Source organism: Mesorhizobium sp. M1D.F.Ca.ET.231.01.1.1, assembly GCF_003999155.2.
Classification (GTDB): domain Bacteria; phylum Pseudomonadota; class Alphaproteobacteria; order Rhizobiales; family Rhizobiaceae; genus Mesorhizobium.
On sequence record NZ_RZOZ02000007.1, the window covers coordinates 91,217 to 113,435 of the forward strand.

General features: G+C 63.1%; 23 protein-coding genes. All 23 read right to left on the bottom strand.

The genetic code is table 11. The annotated features are described in order from the left end of the window. Positions 1-6: 6 nt before the first annotated feature. The 23 genes from EN874_RS19435 to EN874_RS19540 all read right to left on the bottom strand — a co-directional run bounded on the left by EN874_RS19435 (position 7) and on the right by EN874_RS19540 (position 22,111). Complete coding sequence (locus EN874_RS19435) at positions 7-420, bottom strand: hypothetical protein (RefSeq protein WP_127426671.1); 414 nt, start codon at positions 418-420, stop codon at positions 7-9. A gap of 13 nt (positions 421-433) precedes the next feature. After that, positions 434-1,252: a DUF2163 domain-containing protein gene (locus EN874_RS19440; RefSeq protein WP_127426670.1), complete on the bottom strand. Its 819-nt coding sequence runs from the start codon at positions 1,250-1,252 to the stop codon at positions 434-436. Further along, positions 1,249-2,529: a hypothetical protein gene (locus tag EN874_RS19445; protein ID WP_127426669.1), complete on the bottom strand. Its 1,281-nt coding sequence runs from the start codon at positions 2,527-2,529 to the stop codon at positions 1,249-1,251. The genes EN874_RS19440 and EN874_RS19445 overlap by 4 nt, the downstream gene beginning before the upstream one ends. Further along, positions 2,529-2,900, bottom strand: coding sequence for a hypothetical protein (locus EN874_RS19450; RefSeq protein ID WP_127426668.1), 372 nt, complete (start codon positions 2,898-2,900; stop codon positions 2,529-2,531). Before EN874_RS19450 ends, EN874_RS19445 begins: the two co-directional genes overlap by 1 nt. Beyond that, entirely contained in the window at positions 2,901-6,647 is a 3,747-nt protein-coding gene (locus EN874_RS19455; protein ID WP_127426667.1) for a phage tail tip lysozyme, read from the bottom strand. Then, positions 6,644-6,967 carry a hypothetical protein gene (locus EN874_RS19460; protein ID WP_127426666.1) on the bottom strand — a complete coding sequence of 108 codons (324 nt, stop codon included), beginning with the start codon at positions 6,965-6,967 and terminating at the stop codon, positions 6,644-6,646. Before EN874_RS19460 ends, EN874_RS19455 begins: the two co-directional genes overlap by 4 nt. Then, positions 6,964-7,383: a hypothetical protein gene (locus EN874_RS19465; RefSeq protein WP_127426665.1), complete on the bottom strand. Its 420-nt coding sequence runs from the start codon at positions 7,381-7,383 to the stop codon at positions 6,964-6,966. The genes EN874_RS19460 and EN874_RS19465 overlap by 4 nt, the downstream gene beginning before the upstream one ends. A gap of 94 nt (positions 7,384-7,477) precedes the next feature. Beyond that, positions 7,478-8,944, bottom strand: a complete 1,467-nt coding sequence (locus EN874_RS19470) for a phage tail tube protein (protein WP_127426664.1) — start codon at positions 8,942-8,944, stop codon at positions 7,478-7,480. After that, positions 8,937-9,128: a hypothetical protein gene (locus EN874_RS19475; protein ID WP_127426663.1), complete on the bottom strand. Its 192-nt coding sequence runs from the start codon at positions 9,126-9,128 to the stop codon at positions 8,937-8,939. Before EN874_RS19475 ends, EN874_RS19470 begins: the two co-directional genes overlap by 8 nt. Beyond that, positions 9,125-9,541, bottom strand: a complete 417-nt coding sequence (locus EN874_RS19480) for a phage tail terminator-like protein (RefSeq protein ID WP_127426662.1) — start codon at positions 9,539-9,541, stop codon at positions 9,125-9,127. The genes EN874_RS19475 and EN874_RS19480 overlap by 4 nt, the downstream gene beginning before the upstream one ends. Further along, complete coding sequence (locus EN874_RS19485) at positions 9,541-10,212, bottom strand: hypothetical protein (protein WP_245513800.1); 672 nt, start codon at positions 10,210-10,212, stop codon at positions 9,541-9,543. The genes EN874_RS19480 and EN874_RS19485 overlap by 1 nt, the downstream gene beginning before the upstream one ends. Next, on the bottom strand, positions 10,212-10,553 hold the full coding sequence (locus EN874_RS19490; RefSeq protein ID WP_127426660.1) for a hypothetical protein: 342 nt from the start codon (positions 10,551-10,553) through the stop codon (positions 10,212-10,214). The genes EN874_RS19485 and EN874_RS19490 overlap by 1 nt, the downstream gene beginning before the upstream one ends. A 2-nt stretch (positions 10,554-10,555) precedes the next feature. After that, positions 10,556-11,200 (bottom strand): hypothetical protein, encoded by a 645-nt coding sequence (locus tag EN874_RS19495; RefSeq protein WP_127426659.1) that lies wholly within the window; start codon positions 11,198-11,200, stop codon positions 10,556-10,558. A gap of 9 nt (positions 11,201-11,209) precedes the next feature. Next, the gene (locus EN874_RS19500; protein WP_127426658.1) at positions 11,210-11,713 is read right to left on the bottom strand and encodes a hypothetical protein; all 504 of its coding nucleotides are present in this window, start codon (positions 11,711-11,713) and stop codon (positions 11,210-11,212) included. 15 nt (positions 11,714-11,728) lie between these two features. Continuing rightward, positions 11,729-12,400, bottom strand: a complete 672-nt coding sequence (locus EN874_RS19505; protein WP_127426657.1) for a hypothetical protein — start codon at positions 12,398-12,400, stop codon at positions 11,729-11,731. A 2-nt stretch (positions 12,401-12,402) separates the two neighbouring features. Further along, a complete protein-coding gene (locus tag EN874_RS33740; RefSeq protein WP_168247686.1) occupies positions 12,403-13,788 on the bottom strand; it encodes a class I SAM-dependent methyltransferase in 1,386 nt (461 codons plus the stop codon). 68 nt (positions 13,789-13,856) lie between these two features. Further along, positions 13,857-14,282, bottom strand: coding sequence for a hypothetical protein (locus EN874_RS33745; protein WP_168247685.1), 426 nt, complete (start codon positions 14,280-14,282; stop codon positions 13,857-13,859). A 122-nt stretch (positions 14,283-14,404) separates the two neighbouring features. Continuing rightward, complete coding sequence (locus EN874_RS19515) at positions 14,405-15,763, bottom strand: SGNH/GDSL hydrolase family protein (RefSeq protein ID WP_145971766.1); 1,359 nt, start codon at positions 15,761-15,763, stop codon at positions 14,405-14,407. A gap of 366 nt (positions 15,764-16,129) precedes the next feature. Beyond that, a complete protein-coding gene (locus EN874_RS19520; RefSeq protein WP_127426654.1) occupies positions 16,130-17,425 on the bottom strand; it encodes a phage major capsid protein in 1,296 nt (431 codons plus the stop codon). Positions 17,426-17,437: 12 nt separating this feature from the next. Next, positions 17,438-18,163 (bottom strand): HK97 family phage prohead protease, encoded by a 726-nt coding sequence (locus EN874_RS19525; protein WP_127426653.1) that lies wholly within the window; start codon positions 18,161-18,163, stop codon positions 17,438-17,440. Positions 18,164-18,169: 6 nt separating this feature from the next. Next, a complete protein-coding gene (locus EN874_RS19530; RefSeq protein ID WP_127426652.1) occupies positions 18,170-19,939 on the bottom strand; it encodes a phage portal protein in 1,770 nt (589 codons plus the stop codon). Between the two features lie 13 nt (positions 19,940-19,952). Continuing rightward, positions 19,953-21,653 carry a terminase large subunit gene (locus EN874_RS19535; protein WP_127426651.1) on the bottom strand — a complete coding sequence of 567 codons (1,701 nt, stop codon included), beginning with the start codon at positions 21,651-21,653 and terminating at the stop codon, positions 19,953-19,955. Then, complete coding sequence (locus tag EN874_RS19540; RefSeq protein WP_127426650.1) at positions 21,653-22,111, bottom strand: hypothetical protein; 459 nt, start codon at positions 22,109-22,111, stop codon at positions 21,653-21,655. The genes EN874_RS19535 and EN874_RS19540 overlap by 1 nt, the downstream gene beginning before the upstream one ends. Between the last annotated feature and the right edge of the window lie 108 nt (positions 22,112-22,219).

The window sequence follows — 22,219 nt, forward strand, 5'->3', positions numbered from 1 at the left end:
GGGAGATCAGGCGATGGTAAGCGCGCCGGCGGAGCCATCGAAGTCGATGGTGAAGGTGTTGCCGCTCGCCATCGTCAGATCGGAGCCGTAGTCGTACCAGCCGATCAGCTCTTTGTTCGTGGCGGTGTCGTTGTAGAGGACGACATAGCGGAACGGGCCGACGGTACCGGAGGCCGTGAGCACCAGATCGGCGAGGACAAGCTTGTAGGTGCCGCTGGTTTGGGCCGAGCTCGTCGTCGTGACGTTGCGCGAGGAGCAATTCGTGTAGCTGATCTCGGTAAGGTTCGAGAGTTGCGTGTTGGTGTTGACCGGCGCGTTGGCGGCGGCGCAGAGGGCGACCTTGATCTGGTCGGAACCGAGATTGTGAATCTTCTCCGCCAGCGCCTCGACGAAGGATTGGAACTTGTTGAAAGCGGCCATGCTCAGATGCCTTTCAGGTGATGCTTTGGGAGAAGGGGTTGTTGTCCGACATGAACTCAAAGCCCCCCATGTTCAGGAAATTGCTGAACTTGGCGCAGCCGTTGGGACCGGTGGAGAGATCGCAACCAGGCGCGATGAAGACCGAGGCTGAGCCGTGGGCGGTGACGTACTCCGCAAGTCCGTCGATCGCCCCGATGAGCGTGAGCGTGCTGCCGATATGATCGCCGATCCAGCCGAAGAGATCATTGAAGATGACGAGCCCGGCCTTGTAATACTGGTCGGTCTGCAAGGCGGCTTCGGCGACCGTCAGGGCAAGCCCGGAGACCGCGGTGACGGTGCCAGCGACCTTGAAGTCGTCGACATCGATGTTGCAGCCGGGGAAGTATAGCGCGTGCCTGCAGGTGCGCTGGTAGCGCGCCCGACATCCCGGCCGGCGCATCGAGGTGAAGACGCTTTCGACCGAAACCTTGATGTTCTGCTTGGCCGATTTCGCATCGACGACGCGGCCTTTCCAGACGACGCGCAGTTCTTCCGAGAGGTCGGTGTGATGCCCGCGCCAGACCGTGACCGTGGTCACTTCGTTCGCTGGCGTCAGCAGCGTCTTGGCATAGATGTCGGAGAGCGGGAAGGTGAGCTCGACTGAGTTCTTTTCGATGTTGCCGGTCTGCTCGATGTCGGCGTGGGCGATCGGCGACGGCGTCCAGACCTCGCCCATGCGGGTCAGGAAGTCCGGATCGGAGGTGAGCCGCACAGGCGACACGCCATTGTCGAGCAGGTAGAGAAAATACGGCTGGCCCTGGTCAACCGAGCTTTCCGGTGTGTCGTAGCTCATGCCGGCACCTCGGTAACCGCAACCGACACCGTCGAGGCGTCCTCAAACTGATGATCGAGGGTCACGGCATCCGCATTGAGCCGGACCTTCGACATGAAACAGAACACTCCGATATCGGAGGCCGCGACTGACTGGCCGAGGCTCGAGGAAATGGTCAGATCGTCGTTAGCACCGTTCACCACAGCGCTGTTGATCTGGCGGAAAAGCGTCGTGCCATTCTTCAGAAAGATCGCGATCTGCTTGCCCGCGTAGAAGCTCGGCGGGCCGAGGCTTTTCACGGTGACGACGGTATCCGATGCGCCAATGGTGGCCTGTAGGGCGAGATCCATGTTGAAGCTGGGCAGCCAGAAAGCCTTCTGCTTGCCCATGAGCGAGTGCAGCCAGACACGCCGGCGCCACAGCCTGGCGCCGCGGTTCTCGTGGAAACCGAGCGTCTGGCCGAAATCGGCATAGGTGAACAGCGTCTCGACCGCGACCGGGCCGTACCCGTTGTCGACATACTCGGCGGCGCGGACGATGGATTCCGAGATGTCGGCAATCAGCTTCGGTGTTTCGGTGAGGACATCGAGGCCGAGGTAGGTCGGGTAGCCGGCATCGCCATCCAAGAAAATGTTGTCCTGCGACTGGAACTTCGCCGAGGCGTCCGCATAGGTGGTGTCGCGGCGGACCTGAAAGCCTTCGATCGCCAGCGCCGTGCGGATCGGCGCAATTACCGGCTTGGTGAACGACTGCCCGACCGGGCCGAGCAGCGTCAACTGGTTGTCGGTCATCCCCGTGATGATGGCCGTGGTGAAGGTCTCATAGTCCGACCAGATCATGACGCCGACACCGACGCGCCAGTCGCCCCATGTGGTGTCGCAGGCGATCGTTGTATCGGCGCTGCCGATGTCGCCGACATCCTGCTGCTCGATCCAGACCGGAATACTGAGCGGCGCCCCGATCCGGCGCTGCGCGAATGCCTTGGCCTTTCCAAGCATCGGCGGCTTCAGCCTGAACGAATAGGCGAAAATCTGTCGCGGCGCCGAGCGGAGGGCGATGCGCTGCTCGCCGGTGCGGCTGCTCAGAATGTCGGTGAACCACTCCAGCGTTTCCTGCGCCGGGATCTCCGGGCGGAACGGCCAAAGCTGGTAGAGGATCAGCAGATCGGGGCTCGCCAAGACGGGAGCACCCATTACCAGCGGGTTCGGCACGATGTTGACAATGAGCACGATCGCCGGGCTATCCAGCACCGGCGCGCCGGCAGCGAACCCATCCGGCGAGACGTCGACCGTTGCCATCAGGCAGGCCCAGGTATTCCGATATCGAAGGCCGGCGAGGTGATGGTGTCGCCATTGTTCACCACCTTGGACACGGCGACCGTCTGCGCGGCCAGGAGACGCGAATTGACGCTGTCGACCAGCGCGTAATGCGTGATGGTACCATTGGCTGTGGCGGCGCCATTGGTGACCGCCGCGACCGTCACCTTGCGCCCGGATGGTGAGCGCGCGGCCGGCGAGCCTACCGAAAGGCCCGTCTTGCTGCCGAGGGAGGCCGTCAACGTGGTGGCATAGTCGGTCGGCAGGCTCGAGCAATAGTGCAGCACGTTCGCCTCGGTATCGAGGACGGAGAGCCCGTTGTCGAGCACGCGGTCGTTGAGGTAGGCGGCCATCTATTTCCCGTTCCTGCGCATCTCGTTGATGAGCACCTGCTGGCCTTCCTCGGTGCGGAGATAGTCGCCGACGACCGACGGGTCGAAGACGTTGATGATCTTGTTGTTGCTCCGGAAAAGCGGCGCCAGCTTCCGAAGCGTACCCTCGAAATTGTCATTGGAGCCGGCCGAGGCCTGCTTCATCATCTCGACGGAGCGCGGGTTGCTGCGGATGACGTCTCCGGCCCGCAGCTTGCGGAGCTCCGGGCCCTTCTCACCGACCCATGCCCAGCCGGGAGGCGCGCTTTCCGTGCCGTCGGCATAGAGGCCGATGAAGCCGCCAGGGTTCGCCGAGAGGAAGCTGTAAGCCGCCGTGCCGGAGAAGGCTGGGTTGAGACCGCCTCCGCCGAACAGGCTGCCGAACATATTGAAGAGGCCGCCGAAACCGCCGCCACCGCCACCGCCAGGAGCGGCAGGGAACTGACCGAGCATGCTGCCAAGCTTGCCCGCGCCTGAGCCGAGAGCGTTGAGACCGCCGGCCGCGTTGCCAGTCGACGAGACAAGGCTCGAAAGCGCACTGGACGATGCACCGCCGAGTTGACCAACCGCGCTGGTGGCGTTGCTGGCCGTACTGCCGAATTTCGACAGCGCGTCCTGCGCGCCGCTGAGACGGCCGAGGAAGTTATGTGCGCCCTCGGGGTTGGCCCAGCTAAAGCCCTCTGGACGCTCGAAACCGGCAAATGCTGCCGTCGCACCGCGAACGTCGGTCGTTCCCAGAAGCCGCTTCAATACCCCGCTTTCCGAGGTCTGGAGCTCCTTCCATGCGAAATTCAACTGCGATCCGACATCGCCAAGGTTGCCGCGACCGCCGATGGCGCTGAGCATCGACGGAGCGCGGTCATTCCACTGGAAAAGGCCGAGGGCGTTGCCCCGATCACCAACCGCCAAAGGATTGAATGCGCTCTCCGCGCTGACGTTGCCCAGGATGCCGGCGATCTGGTGCGGCGCGAGGCCCTTGCCCGCGAAGAAGTTCCAGATCTGGCCGGCGACACCACCGCCGCGTGCCATGCTGGCGCCGCTGCCGCCGAGCACATTGGCAAAGCCGCCCGCCGGAGTGAAGATGCCGCCGAGACCGGCTGCATCGCCGAACGCCGACGAAATCCGAGACTGGATTTGATCCTGGCTGAAGAGCGTGCCAAATGCGGAATTGATGCGCTGCGAGATATAGCCTTGGCTCGAATTGACATCGCCGCCAGTCAGGACGTCGGTGAGCGTCGTGTTCGGCGCGAAATTGTCATTGGCCAGCGGGTTTGAAAGCCCTGGAAGACCGGGGATGCCCGGAACACCCAGCGGTGCGCCATTGATGAAGACGCTTGCCGCCTGCACTTGCATCGAGGCGACGGCCTTCTGGGCTCCAAGCAGATTGCCCAGCACGCCACCGAAGCCGCCACCGCGCCCGCTGGTCGCTCCGTTGCCGAAAATGCCGAGATCGGCGATGGTGTTGAGGTTCGATCCGGTGAGCCAGTTCTTCAGCGGGTTGGTCACCGCCAGATCGAACATCGTGCGGGCGAGCTGTTGGCCAGCCTTCTTCAGCGCATCCTCGATCGAGCCGCCGGAGAACAGCGCGTCGACCACGCCGTCGATGCCATCGCGCGCGGTCTGAAACACCTCTTCCCAGGTGTCCTTCATGCGGGCGACTTCATCCCGCATCTTGATGACCTTGGCGATGTCGGAATCGAGGTCGTCGGGAAGACCGGCGGAACGAAGCTGTGAAGCTACCGACTGATCGGCCTGAGATCGCCCCATCTGCCGGAGATCGAACAGAAGGTCTTCTTGGACCTTGGCCTTGGCAAGAACCTCATTGTAGGCGGCCTGCTGAGCCGTCTTCTGGCGCAGCAACTCGGCTTCCTTGCCATACAGCGGGATGCCCATCTCGCGAATTTGCTGCTCGACCTTGATCGAGGCGATGGCGCGATCATGTTCAAGGCGGCTCTTGCCGACGAGCCCGACCTCTGCCTGCAACAATTCAAGGTTCTGGTCGAGGCCGTGGATTGCGGTGCGGGCCTGTTCCAGCGCGATCTGTTTACCGTACTCAGCCGATTGCTGCTTGATGAGGGCAATCGTCTGGCCATAGACACGCTGAAACTCGGCCTCATCCTTGATGCCATTGCGCGCGGCTTCCTCACGCACTTGGGCGAGTTGCTGGTTTTCCATCCTCGCGGTCTGGACCGCTGCCGCGGATTGTCCAACGAGAGCAACGTCAAGACGAGCCGAGTCGAGCGTCTGCTCCATCGAGCGGCGGCGCTGCTCGTTCGCTTCGGTGATCGCATGGATGGCCTGCGCGTAGGCGAGGGCACCGGCGGTTTCGACCCGGAAGTCCTTGACGTCCGCACTCTCTCCCTCGGCGCTGGGACGCGCGCGCTCCGCTGCCTTAGCAGCTTCACTGCGCTGAGACGGCGATAGCGCGCCAATTCCCCCCATTGCGGCATCGCGCTGCTGCCGCAGCCAGAAGAGCGTAGCGTCGTTCTGGTCGCGGTAAGCCTGTCCAAGCTGAGCGTCGGTAAGGCTCGGGGCGCGAGCATTGATGCGCGCAAGGTTGTCGGCACCCTCCCTGAAAGCCGCCGCCGCCTCATGGCCTACCTTCGCTAGATTGAGGATCTTGTCGCCGGTTTCCTGCAGAGCCGGGTTCTGCGCCGTGATATCGCGTACGCCCTTCGCCAATTCGTCGTAGTCGAAGTCCTTCGAGAACGCGCTGATAGGACCATTGAAGGCTGAAAACTGCGAGCGAGCCTGGTAAAAGCCGGCCTGATGGTAGCCGGGCACAACGAAGCGGGCGAGGTCATTAAGGACGTCGATGTCTTCGGAACGTGCAGCCGTGCCAAGATCGCGCTGACCTTGCCGAGCGGCGGCACCCGCATAGATGCCGCGCGACTTGTTGTAGTTGTCAGCGCTGATCTTTGCGAGATCATAGGCGCTCGCCACATCAAGAATGGCCTGCCGCTGTTCCTTCAGGGAATCGTTGAGGTCCTTGGTTTTCTCTCTTGTCAGAAGGTAGAAGGCACCGGCCGCCACCGCGGCAACGCCGAACCCAGTCGCGATCAACCCGACCGTGCCGAGCGTGCCGACGAGTGCCGTCCCGGCTGCTGCCGCGCTGCCCTTGATGGCATTGAGCGAGCCGGCGATACCGCCTTCGCCCATCTGCAGGGTTTGCAGGATCTGGCCGCCCTGAGAGAACGCGATCTGACCCGGTGACGCGCCGAGCAATGCCATGGTGACGATGTCGTTGGCCTGATAGCCGAGGCCCTGCAGCTGGCCGCCCGAGAGACGAGCATTCTGATTTGCGGCCGGCACGCGCTGCTGCGCCAGCTTCGCGTTGGCATTGGTCACCGCTGCGGCGAGCTCGTTCTGGCCGCGCGCGAGGAACATCGAGGCATCGGCCGCCATGTTGTACTTGCGGTAGATGCCGTCGAGGATGGCCGCGGCCTGCTCCATCTTGATCTTGCCGGCATCGACACCGCGCGAAAGCTGGTTGAGCGCGCTCTCCATGCGCTGTGCGGCGGCATAACCGTCGATGTACTGACGGGAGAGGCGCGCGAGCACGTCACCGGACTGGCTGATCTTCTGCTGGCTGACCGTGACGGCGTTGCCGACGCCTTGCGACGACGCGGTCATCGCCTGATCGGCGGCTACCTTCTGCTGCGCTCCGGCGACATACTTGCTGGCGTCCATCTCGGCAGAGACGCGGAGGCTGGAAAGTTGAACGGTCATTTCTCAGCCTCCTTTCTCTTGACGACGTGATCGAGCCATTCGGCGTCGATGGCGCTCAGCATCTGCTGGAAGATGTCGAAATCTTCGCCGGTGATGTCGTGGTCGTGGGCGTAGCGGCTCATCGCGGTGTACGGGATCGGCATCTCGCCGCCCATGACGTAGAGCCGATCGTATCGAAGCGCGTCCCATGCCTCGAAATAGAACTCTTGCCAGGGTTGAGGCTCTGCCTCGTCAGGGCGCTCGTCGAGTTCTATCCCGTCTTCAGGGTTTTCGTCGGCGAGTTTCTGCTTGAAGCCGGAAAGGCCGTCCTGATGGCTCAATCGCCACCGGAAGGCCGCTCGGAGTTTTTTTCCTGTTCCTCGACGAATTCGATGTCCGGGATGGCGAGCGTAGCCGCGGCATTCTGGACCGCCGAGATGAACGGCCGTCCCTCGGGCTGGCAAAGCATCTCCTCGGCCGCGGCGCGGCTGTATGGCACGTCGAACCCCTTCCAGTCGTGCAGGATGTGCTTGTGGAGGAGTTTTCCTACCTCCACGTCGACAATATCGGATGGAACTGGCTTGCCTTTGTGCTGGCGGGCCAGCCGCTGTTCCATAAGGCTGCGGTCGGTGCGGAAGGCCGGCAAAAGGAGGGAGGAGACGTTGAATTCGACACCAGGGATGTCGAGGGAAGGCACCCAGTCGCCCTTGGTTTCGCGGGCGAGGTCGGCCTTCAGGGAGGAGAGTTTGACGGTCATGTCGGAACCTTTGTCGGGGTGTGGGCGCGGCCCGACAAACCGCGCCCACGTTTCGTGCACGAACTCAGCCCGCGTGTCGGCGCGGGAACTCGGATCACTGGTAGTATTCGAACCGGTCGAGGAGGACGTGGGCCGCGGTCAACGTGTCCTTCGACGCCTGGCTCTGCAGCGAGAGCATGACGTCCGTATTCTTCGCCGTGGCGTTCGGGGAACCGTCGGTGAAGGTGACACGCGGCACCGCCCAGATCATGGCCTGGCTGTTCTTGGCGATGCGGACATTGATGTTGGTTGCCGTGTTGTTGAAAAGCTTCGTCAGCAGCGTGCTGGAACCGAAATAGGTCTCGATCGCGACGCCGACATCGCAGGATCCGGTTCCGATCGCCTCCGGCCCGACGAGGCCGTCGGAGCGGATGCCGCCAATGTTGCGGAGGTTGTTATTGATCGTGAAGGTGCAGGAGCGGATGTAGTTCTTGTTGGCGATGATGACGCCGTTTTCCGCGATGCGGCCGACATTTACCGCCGCCGCCATGATGGCGTTGGTGGTCTCGTCGTCGGGCGAGGCATCGAGCGACGTCGTGGTCTGCTCGCCGGTGAGACCCTGGAAGGTGATTGACCAGGTGGCGATCTGCTCGGTGACGAAGTTGAAGGTGGCCTGGCCGGCGACCATGCCGCGCGAGATCAGGTAGTTCGGGGTGTCCTGGCCGAGGAAGCCGCGCTCCAGCGTCTGGCCGAGCTGGGTGGTGCCGTTCTTCAGCTGATCTCCGACCCAGACCGAGAGGGTCTTGCCGGTGCCGGTATCGGTGGTCCATGCCGCCGGCAGATTGTCGAGCGTGAGAGCATTGGCGGCGATGGCGGTGATGCGGGCGAAGGTGTTCAGCGCCGCGGTAGCAAACTGCTCGCCGGCCGCGATACCGCCGATCTTGATCCATTGGCCGACGGTGAGGCCGAGCGTGGTGAAATCGAGAGTGGTCGAACCGATCCCCGTCGAAGTCGCCGTGATGTCGCCGGAGGAACCCTGGAAGCCGACGACCTTCATGCGTGCCGCAGCGGCTGGGGCGGCCTCATCGGTGATGCCGGAACCGACATAGCGAGAGGTCGTGGTGCCGCCGGTCGTGCACTTGAACACGCCGTTGTTGTTGGCGACGCCAAAACCGGTGAAGCGCACCAGCTGGCTGGCGACGAAGGCGGCGCCAGTGGTGTGCGTCACTTCCGTGTTGGTTGTCGTCACCGCCGTGATGACGCTGTCAGCGGCGCCGTCATTGTCGCGGAAGGGCTGATTGCTCCACGAGTTGTAGAACAGGCTTTCCAGCCAGTCAGAGAACGGCGAATCGTCGACCGGGAAGGAGAGCTCGCCGTTGATCGCGCCCTGATTGGTGATGTTGACCTCGATCGGGTCGCTGTTCATGCGGTCTGACCGCAGTTCCAGCGAGCTCACATAGGTCGGCGCAAAGCGGATGTTCTCGCCGGTGATGCGCGCCTTTCGCATACGCGGAGTACCGGGCGTGGTGCCCAGCGTCACCTCGCGCACATGCGAGAGGCGGAGGCGATTTGCGTCAGTCATTGCTGTTCTCCGGAAGTGCAGGCGCGGCGTCCGCCTTTGCCTTGGTTGCAGGGACGGCGATGAACTGGCCGGCCTTCAGGGAATCGAGCGTGTGAGGGGCGAGATCGACCTCGCCGGCTTCAAAGGTGTCGCCTTCTTTCCAGCGCCGCAGAGGGGTGTTGAACGGCTTCTTCACGGTGATCATTGGTCGCGTCTCCAAGAGATGGATGCTGTCATTGCCCAGTAGTTGGCGAAGGGCCGCCCGGGTTGGCCTTCTCCGATTGAAGCCTCGAGAAAGGTGAGGCCGCTAAGGTCTTGCCCTCTGAACAGGTCGATCAGCTGTCCAGCTTTGTCGCGACCGTCTCGGCTTCCGGTCCCCTTCGGCACCATGACGTGCATGTCGAGCGTGCCGTGTTCGCGCCAGAGATTGTCGTCGCGGGCACCGGCACCGATCGACGCCTGATCGAACCCGCCGGGGATCGCCCAGATCTCGACATAGACGAACGCCGCCGCCGCATTCGGCAGGTCATAGTGATCGTTTTCGAAAACGAGCGGAGTCGACGTCCAATTTGCAGTCAGACGCTGCGAAATGGTGTCGAAGGCGGCGACGGATGACATCAGAGCGCGTTTATGATGAGGGCGGGATAGGTGATCGGTTGGCCGGGCTCCTGGTCCTTGCGGCGAGGGAAGCTCTGGCCAGGAAAACGAGCGGGATTGGCGATGCGGGCATTCCGCAGGCGGGCGTATTCGCCCTTCAGAATATACGGGATCGACGGGTGAACACCGGCAGCGATGCTCAAGAAGCGGATCTCGACGCGGTATGAGTTGCCGAAGCGGCGCGCCAACGCGAGCTTCGCACCGGCGAATACCTTCTTGTCCCGCGCCTCGATCTTGCGGACGTAAGGCTGGAAGTTGGTGATGATGACCTCGGTGTCGCCGCGTAGGCCAGAGTAGTCGGTGACGAGCTGGCCGTTGCTGATCACGATGAATGATCCCGCATATCTGCCAGTCTTGCGGGGTGACCGCTTTTCGAGCTCCTCGAAAGCGGCATTGATGACGTCGTCCCACCAATTGAAGACGTAGAGGATCGGGCCCGGTGCCCGCACGGTCTCCTCGGCCGCGCCTCTGCGGCCATTGACGAAACGATCGTAGTTCTTCGTGCCTTCTCCGGAGGCGATGACCTCGGCGAGCTCGCTGCGCGCGAAGGCGGCGAGCATCTTGTCGATCTCGGCCGGCTGGAGGCCGGCGGTGGCGAGCCGCAGATCGCGCTCGAAGGTCTCGAATGGCATCAGCCGCCGACGAGGAGCTCGATCCGCACCAGCGTGTTGCCGACGCGAATATGCTTCGGGAACTCGACGTTGCGCTCCTTGCCGGAGGCCTCGACGAACTTATCGCCCTTCTTCACCGGGAACGTCCACGCCGCCGCGTTCAGCTGCGTCGGGCTCAGGATGACATTGTTGAAGGTCTCGTCGATGTCACCGGCGAGCTGTTCCGGCCGGATCGGACGCACCGAGGCGCGAACCGCCACGCTGGTGGCGCCGCGCTTCAGCGTGGCGTCCTCACCGTGCTTCTGCAGCGATTCGTCCAGCCTGGAGATCATCCCGGCCGGGGTATCGGAGAGATCGGCCACCGTCACACCTGGTAGTTTCGGAACCGCGTGAGCTGGCCCGCAACGATGTCGGGAACGGCACCTTCATTGGACTGACCGGGCACCGACCCGACCCAGAATTGCTTCTCCGTCTCGTCGACGCCTTCGACCTTGACGCGCTCGCTCTTCACCAGCGGATCGCGGGACTTCTCCAGCCAGGTCGAACGCAGAAAGTCGGTTGCCACCTTTTTGAGATCGCCGGGCACTGTGGCAAAACCGGCTTCGTAGACGACGACGATCTTCTTCGCCGACCAGCAGACCGGGTAATCGTCGCAGAGCTTGATGACGATCGCCGATTCCGGGTCGACCTGGAAATCGGTGTTGAGAAGCGTGACGCCATCCTCGACGAGGCTGGCGACATTGATCTCATGCCGGCGGGAGAGGATCAGGTTCTCGCCGTAGGCCTGATAGATCGTTTCCGTCAGGGTCTCTTTTTTCAGCGTCGGCGGCGCTCCAGCGCCGACGGCAATATTGCACTCCGTCATGATCGAGGCCGCGTTCTGCGCCTCCATCGCCTGCAGATCAGAGTCAGAGGCGCCGCCAGTGACGCCGGCGGCGGCCCGCATCTCCTCGATCGTGAGGAGTGTGCGGTCACTGGCAGGGGTGGTGACCGTCAGGAAGGAGCGCAAGGGGCGGCCTTATGCGGCGAGACGGGCGTCGGCGATTTTGCCGATGATGATGTCGCGGCCGTCGGCGGCATCGACTGCGACCTTCTCGGTCTCGACGATCTTGGCGAGGTCGTCGTCGGACAGCACGGCGAGGTCGGCGAGCATGGCGTCGCGCTTCTTCGCCAGAGCTTTCGCCGCCTTTTCGTCGGCCTTTGCCTTGGCGGCCGCGTCCTCTTCTGCCTTCACGGCCGTCGCGATTTCCTCTTCCGTGCTGCGCGAAGTGTAGCCTGCGGGCGGATAGCTCGATGCAGGATACCCGGCAGCGATATATTCAGCGATGGTCGGGCCGTCATCCGGCAGCGCGGCCTTGCCCTTCTTCCGGCCGACAGCCTCGACGTATCCGGCCTTCTCCAGGCCTTCGAAGAGCTCCTCCGGAACCTCATCTTCGGTGCCCTTGACGATCTCGCGGCCGTGGATATTGCCGCCGTCGGCGACGCGGACGGTCTGCAGAACGTTGACTGCCTTCATGCTCATGGGATTTCTCCTTTTTCAGGGTAATGCGAGCGCTCGGTCGAGTGGCCACTCGTGGACAAAGATGCGTGCCCAGAGAGTTGCGTATTTTACGCCGATCGCTTGGGCCCATTCCGCGACGGTCTTGGTTTCGCCGTCGTACGAAATCTTCACTGATCCGCGTTTGTTGTTGGCTTGCGCCGATGCCGTCGCCCAACGAACGTTGCCGGGCTCATAACCCTTGTCGTTGTCGCGCCTATCCATGGTGTGGCCAGAGCTAGGAGCTGGCCCGACATCGTCGAGGAAAGCTTCGAAGCTGGCGTGCCAACGGTCGCAAACTCGGATCCCGCGTCCGCCATATTCGGGATAGCTCCTCTGCGACGGCAATTCGCATCGCGCGATCATAGAGGCCCAAGCTCGATATTCTTTCGTATGGCAACCGCGTGCGGCGTGGCCATGTTTATGGTTTACGCAGGCCTCGCCCTTGACGCCAAAACCGTGCGATTCTTGTGCCGCCTTCACCCGAATGGCTGCACAGGCGCCGCAACTAGGCTTGCGCCCGCTGCGAAGCTCTCCGTTGGTTGCGAATGTGAACTCGCCGCAATCGCACCGGCACTTCCAGCTTGGCCGGCGGCCTGATCGAGCCTGCACTTCCACCGCGATGAGCGAACCGAAGCGCTCTCCGGTCAGGTCGACTATCGGGCGTCCCATAATCAGCCCGCCGACCTTGCCAGGAGATTTGCTGGCACAGTTGGTTTCGAATGGTCGTAACGCCCCTCGATCTCGTCAGCGGTGGGGAGCCTGGCGTGCGGCGTCATCGTGACGACGTGGCGTTCCCCGGTGTCCTGGAAGGCGAGGTCGACCATGTCGTAGCCATAGAGGCGGTCGCGGATCGGGGCGTTGGCATCCATCAGCGAGCTCACCGCCGGGAACCCAATCTCGATCCCTCGCTCCGCCGCGATGCCGAGATGGAATTCGACGCAGGCGCGGCCCTTCTCGGCGAGGTGCGAATTCGCATAGGTGAAGTCGAAGCCCCAGCAGCTGATCTTCTTCACCCCGATGTGCACGGCGTAGGCCACGGCATAGGCCGCCGTGCTGTTGAAGTATGCCCAACCGCAGGAGTTGATTACCTCCTCGAGGGGATATGCGACCAGGCCCGGGTAGCCGGGGTGCGCCTGGCTGGTGTAGATCGGGCCGGGGTGCTTGCGCATCCATTCCAGCATCCGGGCGATGTTGCTGTCCGGACGGGCTGCGGCGCGGACCTCCTGGACGCGGACGTCATCCATATGGAAGACGCGGTCGCACTGCACGACGCCGGCGACACCGTTGATGCCCCAGACCTCGTCGCAGAAAGCGTGACGGCCGCCCAGCCGCTTCACGATGTCGACATAGGCCTCGAGCGAGGGACCGAGGCCGAGAATGCAGACGTGCGCCGGCGCCGTTTCGACGGCCGGCGGCGGTGCGGCCGCGGTGATAGGCTTCACCGAGCGGTTCGACCGCTTCGCTGTCACCACGAGGGTGCGACCCTCAACGTTTGGTTCCACCTCGGAATCTGGCCCGAGCTGCCCATACCAGCCTGTGACCTCGAAGCCGGCTTCCTGGAGCAGGGCGGCGAACTGGACCCGGGTGTAATGGCGGTGGTGGAACCGGTATCCCTTGAAGGGGAACACCGCCTCGTTCGGCACGCTGGCGATCAGGATGCCGGCGACCTTGCGCAGCTCGCGCAGCATCGGCAGCGGATCCGCGAGGTGCTCGATGGTCTCGAAGCAGACCGCGGCGTCGAAGGCGCCGCGCTCGTACCCGGCGATTTCCATGACATCGCCGGCGCGCAGCGCGACCTTGCGGCGCCCGAAATGCGCCTTGCCATAATCTATGGCGGCTGCGCTACGATCGATGCCGATGACGTCGTGGCCGGCGTCAGCGAGCACGGCGCCCCCATATCCGATGCCGCAGGCGAGATCGACGACGCGCTTCTTGCGCTTGCCGAGCAGCTTCGCCGCGAATTCGTACCGCGCCACATGATCACGGCGGATGCCGCCGATCGTCGGCGCCACCTGGCGCTCTCCGTTGTCGAGCTCCGGATAGATATGCATGTTCATGAGGGCTTCCTGTTGTCGAGCAGGAGAGTACGCGCCGGCTTGTCGAAGGCCGGCGCGCCAGAAAAAGCTTACGAGGCGGGCTGCGACGCAGCGCGCTGGATCGCGTTGGCGGAGATCAGCGTGCCCGCGGTAACCGTCGATTTGACGTTGCACTGCACGTAGCGCTTGCCGCCCTTGTAGCCGATCTTCTTCGACACGTTTTTCGACGTGCCGGAGGTGCGGGTTGCCGCTGCGGCGACGCCGGCGGCCGTTTCTGTGCCGATCAAATCGGCGTCGGCTGCGGAGGTCATCGTGCCGGTGACGTCGCCTTCCTTCACGGTGACGGTCAGCGTCGCGTTGGTCGCGGTGATGGAACCGTAGCCGATGTCGAACAGGACCGGGCCGATATAGCCCTTGCGGTCGATGATCTTGCCGGTCTGGCCGGTGCCGGTGGTGCCGACGGCAACGGGGGAAATCGCCCGCTGCACGTTGTAGCTGGAATAAAGGTCGTCCATTTCGGTCTCCCGTAGTTGGGTTGCAGGGAAGGGTGAGCTGAGCGCGGAGCCCGCGATCGGGCCCCGCCAAAGGTCGGTTCAGGCGAGATCGGCCAAATGCGACCTCCATTAGGTTAGGTTGATTAGGCTGCCAGCGCGGCGATGATTGCCGCGGCGCTGATTGGTGCTGCGTATTGCTCGTAGGCTGCAGTCGAGAGGTGTGTGCCGTCTGGATAAATGGACGTGTCCGCAGTCGTGGCGACCAGGCCCAGTACGGCATCCGCAGCAAAATCGGCCACGGTGTACCCGTTTACGGAAGCATTATTGCGTATCTGCGTATTCAGGTCTTGCCGGTCTAGGTCTTTTGCGCTTCCTGCGGCACCAAAACCAGTTCTTGGCAAACACGTACCCACCACACAGCGCACACTTGAGCCCTGCGCTTTCCGGTTGGCAACCCATGTCTGGATCTGGCCCATGATGGTCGATGCGACGCCCGTGCCGGCGAGGATGTCATTGGTACCGGCCCACAAATGGAAGACATTCTTGCCGCTAATCGAACCGCTGTAGAGCGTCCCCTCCCTGGCGGCCTGATTGGTGGCGATCGTCGCCATGGTTTGACCGGCAATGCCGAGATTCCATATCTGCTTATTCGAAGCCGAGACGGCAGCAGACGCAAGGCGCGGCAAAGTCTTGCAGTCGTCGGTGTAGACGCCTTCGGTGATGCTGTCGCCGACGAAGACCAGGTTGTTGTCGAACGACGTCGGAATGCCGAAAGCGGCAATCGCTGCCGTGCGGGCATCCGTGATCTGCGTGTCAGTCAACTGCGACGGGTAGATGGCGAATAGGCAATAATCCTGCCGCGCCGCCTTGTTCCAGGCGCTCGCGACAGAGCTGAACCCGAGATATCCGCCTGCGATAGCCAGCGTCGTCGGCGCGGTGATGGTGCTCTTGCTGCCGGTGGTGCGGAAGATGCCGGATCCGGTTGCGCCGGTCCCCATGCCGTAGAACTCGAGCACGTCCTTGGCCGCCGGCGTCTTGTCGTTGACCGCGCCAGGATACCAGCGAATCGACATTGCGTTGCTTTGTGAGAGCAGCAGCGCGTCGGACTGAGCGTTGTTCGGGAACTCGTAGGGCGTCATGCCTTGGAGCGACACCGAGGAGGCGAACACCATGAGCTTGGTATTGCCAAGGCGATCGAATGCAACGCCGGCAGGGATATTGAAGTACCGCGGAATTGCGTTGGCTTGCGTATTGTCGGCGCGGCGCGTGCCGGCGACTATGGCGTTGCGGCCCGCCAGCAGCCGCGGCATATTGGCTTGCGTGGTCTGCGTCGCGTGGTTTCCGTTGCCGCTCTGGTCGTACCATGTTTTGACCAAGATGGTATCGGACGCCGACTGCTTGAACGCCATGGCGGTGGCGATGTCGATCTTGCGGCTGATGGTGCGGAAGCCGATGTCCATCTCGGCGCTGTCGGAGGTGCTGCACGATGCGGCAGCAGGCAAGCGCTGAACCTGAGATGGCGTTGGTCGAGTAGATAGCGCCGCCTGCGCCAGGCGCGGGCAATACGAGATCTGCTCCGGCCGCCTCTGGGATCGCGCCTCCGCCAGCCAGAGCAGGCTGTGTCAGCGGCCCGAAGAGCCGATCAAACAGCCTAGCCACTGAACACTCCGCACGCAGCACCAGCAACGCGAGAGAAGCGGTAAGTGCCAGGCGCGGAAATCAAAAGCGACGGCGCTGTAGAAGTCAGGGAACCTACAACATTGTAGGCGCCCGCGTCGTCCTTTTGAGTTGCCATGATCGTCCCCGGCCATCAGCTCGCGGCCAAAAATGATGGGCGGCCACAAAGGGCCGCCCGCCAGTGACTAGGATCAGGTCGAGCACTTCAGCTTGCGGATCGCCTCGGCGAGGACGACGCGGCCGCCGGTGCGCCGACGGAAGATGAAGCGGATGTTGCCGCTGGTTGCCTGGGTGTACGGATCGCGCAGCATTTCCATCGCGACGCGGTCGACGATGGTGAATGCCCGGCGGAAGTCGCCATAGGCGATTGGGTAGAGGCCGGCGCCCTCGGAAGGCATGTCGGGGAACTCCGCATAGGGGTCGCCGTCGATCGTGTTCGGCTTGCCCATGGCGATGCCCGGCATCCAGATGTAGTTCTTCTGGGCGTCCTTCAGCTTGCGGACCGCGCCGATGGTGGTGCGGTTCAAGATCCAGGTCGCGTTCGCGGCATAGGCCGTCTTGATGGCGTGCTTCAGGGTGAGCAGGCCGTTGGCTTGGCCGTCCGCGTCAGCGATCGTGGCCGCGGTACCCGACACCGTCTCAGCGACGGAGCCGTTGGTCAGAATGCCTTCGTATTCGCCGACGCCGGTGCCGGAGACAAACTCGGCGCCTTCCTTGACGGCGAATTGCTCCGCGGATTCCTCGCGGATCTCCGCCTCCATGTCGAAGGCGGCGTCCTCGAGCATCTGATTGGAGATGTCGATGAGGGCATACATCTCGGGAGCGTTGAGTTCCTCGAGGCCGTAGGTGAGACCGGTGGTCTCGCTCTTGGTGCCGTTTTCCGTGACGCGGCGGGCAGCGAACTGGCCCGTGCGCTTCGGGATCTGGATCGCCTTGTTCGCGGTGTTGCGAATGCGGACGATGCCGCGGGCCGGGCTGGAGAGCGTGACCGCCTTGATGATCTCGGCGACGTACTCCGTCGGAGCGAGATAACCGCCGGCGGTGTCGGTCGAGACGTTGAGCGCCTTCGCCTCATTGGTGACGTCGGACAGGATCTTCTGTTCGTCGGCGCTGAGGTTGACGACACCAACAGCGTGGGCGCGGACGACAGCCTTGGCCCAGTTGTTGAACATCACCTTGGCTTCGTCTTTGTCCTTGCGGGCGCGGGCGTCGTTGGGGATGCGGGCGAGGGCGATCTCGACGCGCTCCGCAGCATCCTTGGCGGCCTTTGCCTGCTGCTCGGCGAGGGTCAGCTTCTGGTTGATGCCTTCGTACTGCTGAAGGGTGGTCTCGATCTTCCCGAGCTTTTCGCCGAGCAGAACGTCGGCAGAGCCCTTCTTTTCGATTTCCTTCAAACGGGCATCGTTGGTCGCCTGGAACTGCGTCCAGGCGGTCATGACAGGCTCGATCGCCTTGTCGATCTCAGTCTTGATTTCGGTCAGTTCCATTGCGGAACACTCCTATTTGCGGATGAGGTTTGCGAGCTCGCCGAGGCGCGCCCGGATGTGATCGCCAATCCCGTCCTCATCCCGAGGGTCCGGCTTTGCCTTGAAGCCGCCAGCGGCGATCGCTTTGGCGGCAGCATGCGAGAAACCGCCTACATCCCGTAGGAAGTCCTCGAATTCACGAATGGTCTTGATCTCGTCGGCGAAGTTGTCCTCGCCGGCAGCCGCCTTCATGGCGTAGATCCTGGCGAGCGCATTTGAAGGATCGTCGACGAGTGAGACTTCACGCAACGTTGCGGTCTTGATGAAGCGTTTCGCCTCCCCTGGCCGGTCACTTCCCTTCCTGGAGCCGTTCGGCGGTACGCGATAGCCGATGGAGAGCCCTTTCAAGCCGCCTTCGCGCGCCTGGGCCTCATTCCACTTGCCTTGTTCGGTATCCAAGCCGATGAGGCGGCCCTTCACATGCAGGCCATTCGCATCTTCGGACATCGCGTCCCAGACCCCGACCGGCTCCTGGCGGTTTCCGGTCATGGCGCCGTGCATCTTGTACATCGGCGGCAACGGACGGCCCTCGCGCTGGCGGTCGAGGAGTGACTTCGCGAAGGCGCCTGGCTCAATGACATCGCCGTGGCTATCGATGTTGCCGAAAACCGCGCCGTATCCCTCAAAGGATCCGCGAGGAGCGCTGCCGTTGTCCGCGAACTTGAATTCGAACGGCGCGCCGATGCAGCCGATTTTCATGTCAGATCACTCCGTAGCTGAGCCGCTGTCGGCGCGGTCTTGCGGGTTTGGGTCGACTTCCTCGAAGATTTCAGGGCCGAAGACGAGCTCGCCGCGGTAGGGTTCAACCTTGTCGAGATCGACGCCGGCCGCATCCATCGTGATCGTCACGTGAGGCTGGTATTCCGGCCAATCCCATGACGCCCCGGCCTCACGAATTGCCATGTGCCTCCAGGACAGATCCGTCGACGCGAAGAGCAGCGCGATCGCGGCGCCATCCTTGCCGAGAGCTTCAACGACACGCGGGCCGCCAGGCGCGATGGTCAGCGTCCCCTTTGGGTTCTGCACCCAGTTCTCGCCCACGGTCAGCCAATCGATCCGGGCTCGGCTGTAAGCGATCGTGACGTGCAGCTCGTCGGCCGGAAGCGTGTTCTTGAAGCCCTGACCATGCGCCCATTTCAGGAACGCGTCGGTGTTGAGCAGCTTGCGGCAGACATAGAGCGAGCGCGGCGTCGCCTTCGTCTCAGCCTGACCGGGCTTCGGCTCCTGGCCGGCCGGCGCCATCGTGGCGGGCTGCCAAACCTCGTCCATCTTCGGTTCGTCGTCCGGATTCCAGCCGTCATCCTCGCGGACTTCATTCGGCCGCAGCCAGCCAGGGGACGAATTGGTTCCCAGGGCCGCCTTGTAATACTCGGTGCGGTCCTTCAACGAACCGCGCAGCAGCTCCGAGGTGTCGCAGCGACAGTAATAGCCGGCGGCACGCTCCTCCTTGGTGAGGATCTGTGTCTCCACCGCGGAGCGCACCGATTTGATCCACGGCTGCAGCGTGTAACGGACGTGCGCCTCGAGGAATGCATCAGCGCTGGCGAAAGTCGGTGACTGGTCGCCGGCATGCCCCAGCATGATCGGGAAAACGCCGAGCAACCGGGCGATTTCCTCGATCTGGAGCTTGCGGGTGTCGATGTGCTCGGCATCGACACCGGATTGGGTGATCTGGTGCCACTTCAAGCCGCCGGAGAGAACCGGCGTCTTCCCGGTGTTGGCGACGCCTCCGAAGCTTTCCTGCCACTGCGAGCGAAGGTTGTCGATTTGCGCTTTGGTCAGCTTCTGGTCGGATTCCAGCGCGCCGCTCGGTCTCGCCCCGTTGCGATGCAACTGGGCGTGGGTTTCCTCTGTCGACTTCGCGAGCCCGATCGCTTCGCGACCGATGACGGCCGGATCGAGCCCCTTGTAGGTCGACCACGACGGGCCCTTGATGTGCAGGACCTGGTCGGAACCAACCGTCGCGAACCCGCCTCCCTCGAAGGTGAGGTCATAGGTCACGAAATTATACTGGTTGGGCAGGTTGACCGCGGCGCATTCCGGCCGGATCGGGATCAGCTCCTTCAGCTGGCCGCCTACCATCACCTTGTAGGAGATGCCGTCGCCCGCGCCGGCGGCATGCATCAGAGTGGTGCGCCAGAACTGGAAGGCGTCCTGCAGGTTGTTGGCGCGATGCAGTAGGACGTCATAAGCCGGATGGTCGATGGCCGGCTCCGTTCCTTTCGAGCTCCGCTTATGGATCTCGATCGGCAGCTGGGCGATGCCCTCGGCTATGACCAGGATGCCCCGATGAAACGGGGTTACCTGAAGCGCCGCCGATGTCGAGACCTGAACGCCCGACTTCGTCGGCAGGCCCCAGCCCCCGTTTATTGCCGCCCACAGTTCCGGCGAGAAATCCACCGCCTTGGCTTCATCTTCGCCAGCAGAGACGGGCGCCGCGTCCTTCCGGCGCGGGACCAGCGGTACCGATCGCATATAGTCGCGCCTCTCAGATTGCGAGGATTTCAGCTGTTCCGGCGGCCTCCGGATTGAGGCCCATCAGGACCTTGGCGTGAAGGGCGGCCATGAGCGGGTCGATCTTGGCGGAACCGGATTCCTGCTTGTCGATCGAGATCGCGTTGCCGCGCGGCACCACCTTGGCGTTCCCGACGGCAAATCTCATCAACGCGCCGCCGTCATGTTCGATGACGCCGCCGGCGAGATCCCGCTCGGTGTCCTTGATTGCGCCGTTGAGCTTCCAGCCCTGCGAGATCCCGACGATGCGGTCCTTCTCGATCGGGCTTTCCTCGCCAGTAAGGGCCTTGGTGATCGCGGCGACACCGAAGGAATCGACGCCGATGGAGTTCTCCGCGGCAAGCTTGCCGGAGGCCTCGATCTCGAAGACGATCTCGGCGAGCTGCTCGACGTCCTCGCCGGGGAGGTCGACGAAGGTGAGCTCGCCGAGATCCGAAAGCTCCTCGAGTTTCGAGGCGATATCGGTGCGGCGCTCCTTCACGATCTCGTGCGCCCAGGCGTGTGACCACAGTAGGAGCTTGCCCGTGGGTTCCTCGCGGCCGAGGACGGCAAGGCCGAGCAGGTCGTCGAGGCCGCCGCCATCGATCCCGATCACGATGACGTCGGATCGACGGATCACTTCCTTCAGCGTCAGCGTTCGATCGACATTGGAAGCGCCGGTCTTCGGATTGCCAAGCCAGAATTCAGCGCCGGCCCAGCTGCCCGACTTGAGCCCGAGGCCCGCCTCGATGTTGAAGTGCTTCGAGACGAACAGGCTGAGCGATGCGGTGCCCTCGAGCTCCTTCTTGCGGAGCTCGGTCGTCAGCCACTGCACGTCGACCGAATGTCCGATGCTCGGATTCGGGATGTGCCAGGTCTTCGGATCGCGCCACGCCTGGTCCTTCGCCATTTGCGGCGGATATTCATAGATCAGGGGAAGGGAGGTGGGATCCTCGATCTTCCCGTCGCGGACGCCGCGGTGATAGAGCAGCTTCTGCGCGAAGACGCCGGTCGGCGGATCGTCACTCTGCGTCGTCGCGTAAATCGTGAATCCTTCCGGCCGCGACGCCTGCGATCCGGTGACCTCGGAAAGCACGTTCGCCGAGGACGCCTTCTTACCGAAGAGCCAGAGCTCGTCGATGAAGGAGCAGATCGCCTTCTGGCCGCCGACGACATCGGCGTCTGCCGATTTCACCGCCAGCACGCTATCATCGAGCCGATTGATGATCTCGCGCGTGGTGTCGCTCGGCTTGAACCGCTTGAAGAGGGCGTTGTCCTCGGTGATCATCCCGTGGGCGGGCAGAAAGCTGTTGTCGGCGACGTCCTTCGTCGGCGCCAGGATCAGATATTCGCCCATGGCGCGCTGGTTCATGATGAGCGCCGTCACCATGATGCCAGCCGCGATGGTCGACTTCGCGTTCTTCTTGCTGATCAGGACGAGAAATTCCCGGATCAGCTGTCGTTTCGCCGCGCTGTCATGGGCGCCGAACACCACCCAGACGAGATCGAAGATCCATTGCGGGCAGACCTCGCCGAGCGTCGGCTTGCCGATGATGTCCTTCACCTTCAGCCGCTTGAAGATGCGCAGCGCTTTCTCGGCGCGGGCGCGGTCGATCGGCAGGCCATCTGGGATCAGACTGCGGCCGGCGATGATGCGGGCCTCCCAGTCTAAGCAAGCCGTCGACCAGCCTTGCATCAGTTCGGCTTCGTGCCCGGCAGCGGCGCGAGATCGTCACCCCATTCAGAATTCACGCCGGCGTTGAAGGCGTCCTCGCGCTGAACTTCCTTCTTGCCTCGCTTCGCCGCGCGCGCCGGTCCAGCGACAGGCGCTGGTGAGGCACCATCCTTCTGCTGGGCTTCGAAGTCCGCCGCGGCGCCGGTGACCCTGGTCATCTCCTCGAGCCGCTTGATCAGCGTGGCGTTGCCCTTCCGGGCGCCGCGCTCCATCCAGGTCAGGATCTCGCGGCGCTTCTTGGCGTAACCGTTCTTCAGCTCCTCGTCGAAATGGAGCTCGAGCGTTGGAACGGAGCAACCGATCGCCCGGGCCACCGTCTCTTTGCTGTCGCCACAGGAGACCATCAGTTCGACGGTGCGGCGCATCGCGGCGGTTGGCTGGAACGCCGGCCGACCGCGGCCGCGCTTGGGTGTCTTCATGCTGGCTCGATCGACAAACCGCCGATTATTTTCGGGTTTTGAGCGCCACAATCCCGTTTTTCAGGGTGGCTAAAAAATTTTGTGAACATGAGCCCCGGGCGGTTCGAC

Coding starts and splice junctions, on each gene's coding strand:
- EN874_RS19435 (WP_127426671.1), bottom strand. CDS start 420: ATGGCCGCTTTCAACAAGTTCCAATCCTTCGTCGAGGCGCTGGCGGAG.
- EN874_RS19440 (WP_127426670.1), bottom strand. CDS start 1,252: ATGAGCTACGACACACCGGAAAGCTCGGTTGACCAGGGCCAGCCGTAT.
- EN874_RS19445 (WP_127426669.1), bottom strand. CDS start 2,529: ATGGCAACGGTCGACGTCTCGCCGGATGGGTTCGCTGCCGGCGCGCCG.
- EN874_RS19450 (WP_127426668.1), bottom strand. CDS start 2,900: ATGGCCGCCTACCTCAACGACCGCGTGCTCGACAACGGGCTCTCCGTC.
- EN874_RS19455 (WP_127426667.1), bottom strand. CDS start 6,647: ATGACCGTTCAACTTTCCAGCCTCCGCGTCTCTGCCGAGATGGACGCC.
- EN874_RS19465 (WP_127426665.1), bottom strand. CDS start 7,383: ATGACCGTCAAACTCTCCTCCCTGAAGGCCGACCTCGCCCGCGAAACC.
- EN874_RS19470 (WP_127426664.1), bottom strand. CDS start 8,944: ATGACTGACGCAAATCGCCTCCGCCTCTCGCATGTGCGCGAGGTGACG.
- EN874_RS19475 (WP_127426663.1), bottom strand. CDS start 9,128: ATGATCACCGTGAAGAAGCCGTTCAACACCCCTCTGCGGCGCTGGAAA.
- EN874_RS19480 (WP_127426662.1), bottom strand. CDS start 9,541: ATGTCATCCGTCGCCGCCTTCGACACCATTTCGCAGCGTCTGACTGCA.
- EN874_RS19485 (WP_245513800.1), bottom strand. CDS start 10,212: ATGCCATTCGAGACCTTCGAGCGCGATCTGCGGCTCGCCACCGCCGGC.
- EN874_RS19500 (WP_127426658.1), bottom strand. CDS start 11,713: ATGAGCATGAAGGCAGTCAACGTTCTGCAGACCGTCCGCGTCGCCGAC.
- EN874_RS19505 (WP_127426657.1), bottom strand. CDS start 12,400: ATGGGACGCCCGATAGTCGACCTGACCGGAGAGCGCTTCGGTTCGCTC.
- EN874_RS33740 (WP_168247686.1), bottom strand. CDS start 13,788: ATGAACATGCATATCTATCCGGAGCTCGACAACGGAGAGCGCCAGGTG.
- EN874_RS33745 (WP_168247685.1), bottom strand. CDS start 14,282: ATGGACGACCTTTATTCCAGCTACAACGTGCAGCGGGCGATTTCCCCC.
- EN874_RS19520 (WP_127426654.1), bottom strand. CDS start 17,425: ATGGAACTGACCGAAATCAAGACTGAGATCGACAAGGCGATCGAGCCT.
- EN874_RS19525 (WP_127426653.1), bottom strand. CDS start 18,163: ATGAAAATCGGCTGCATCGGCGCGCCGTTCGAATTCAAGTTCGCGGAC.
- EN874_RS19530 (WP_127426652.1), bottom strand. CDS start 19,939: ATGCGATCGGTACCGCTGGTCCCGCGCCGGAAGGACGCGGCGCCCGTC.
- EN874_RS19535 (WP_127426651.1), bottom strand. CDS start 21,653: ATGCAAGGCTGGTCGACGGCTTGCTTAGACTGGGAGGCCCGCATCATC.
- EN874_RS19540 (WP_127426650.1), bottom strand. CDS start 22,111: ATGAAGACACCCAAGCGCGGCCGCGGTCGGCCGGCGTTCCAGCCAACC.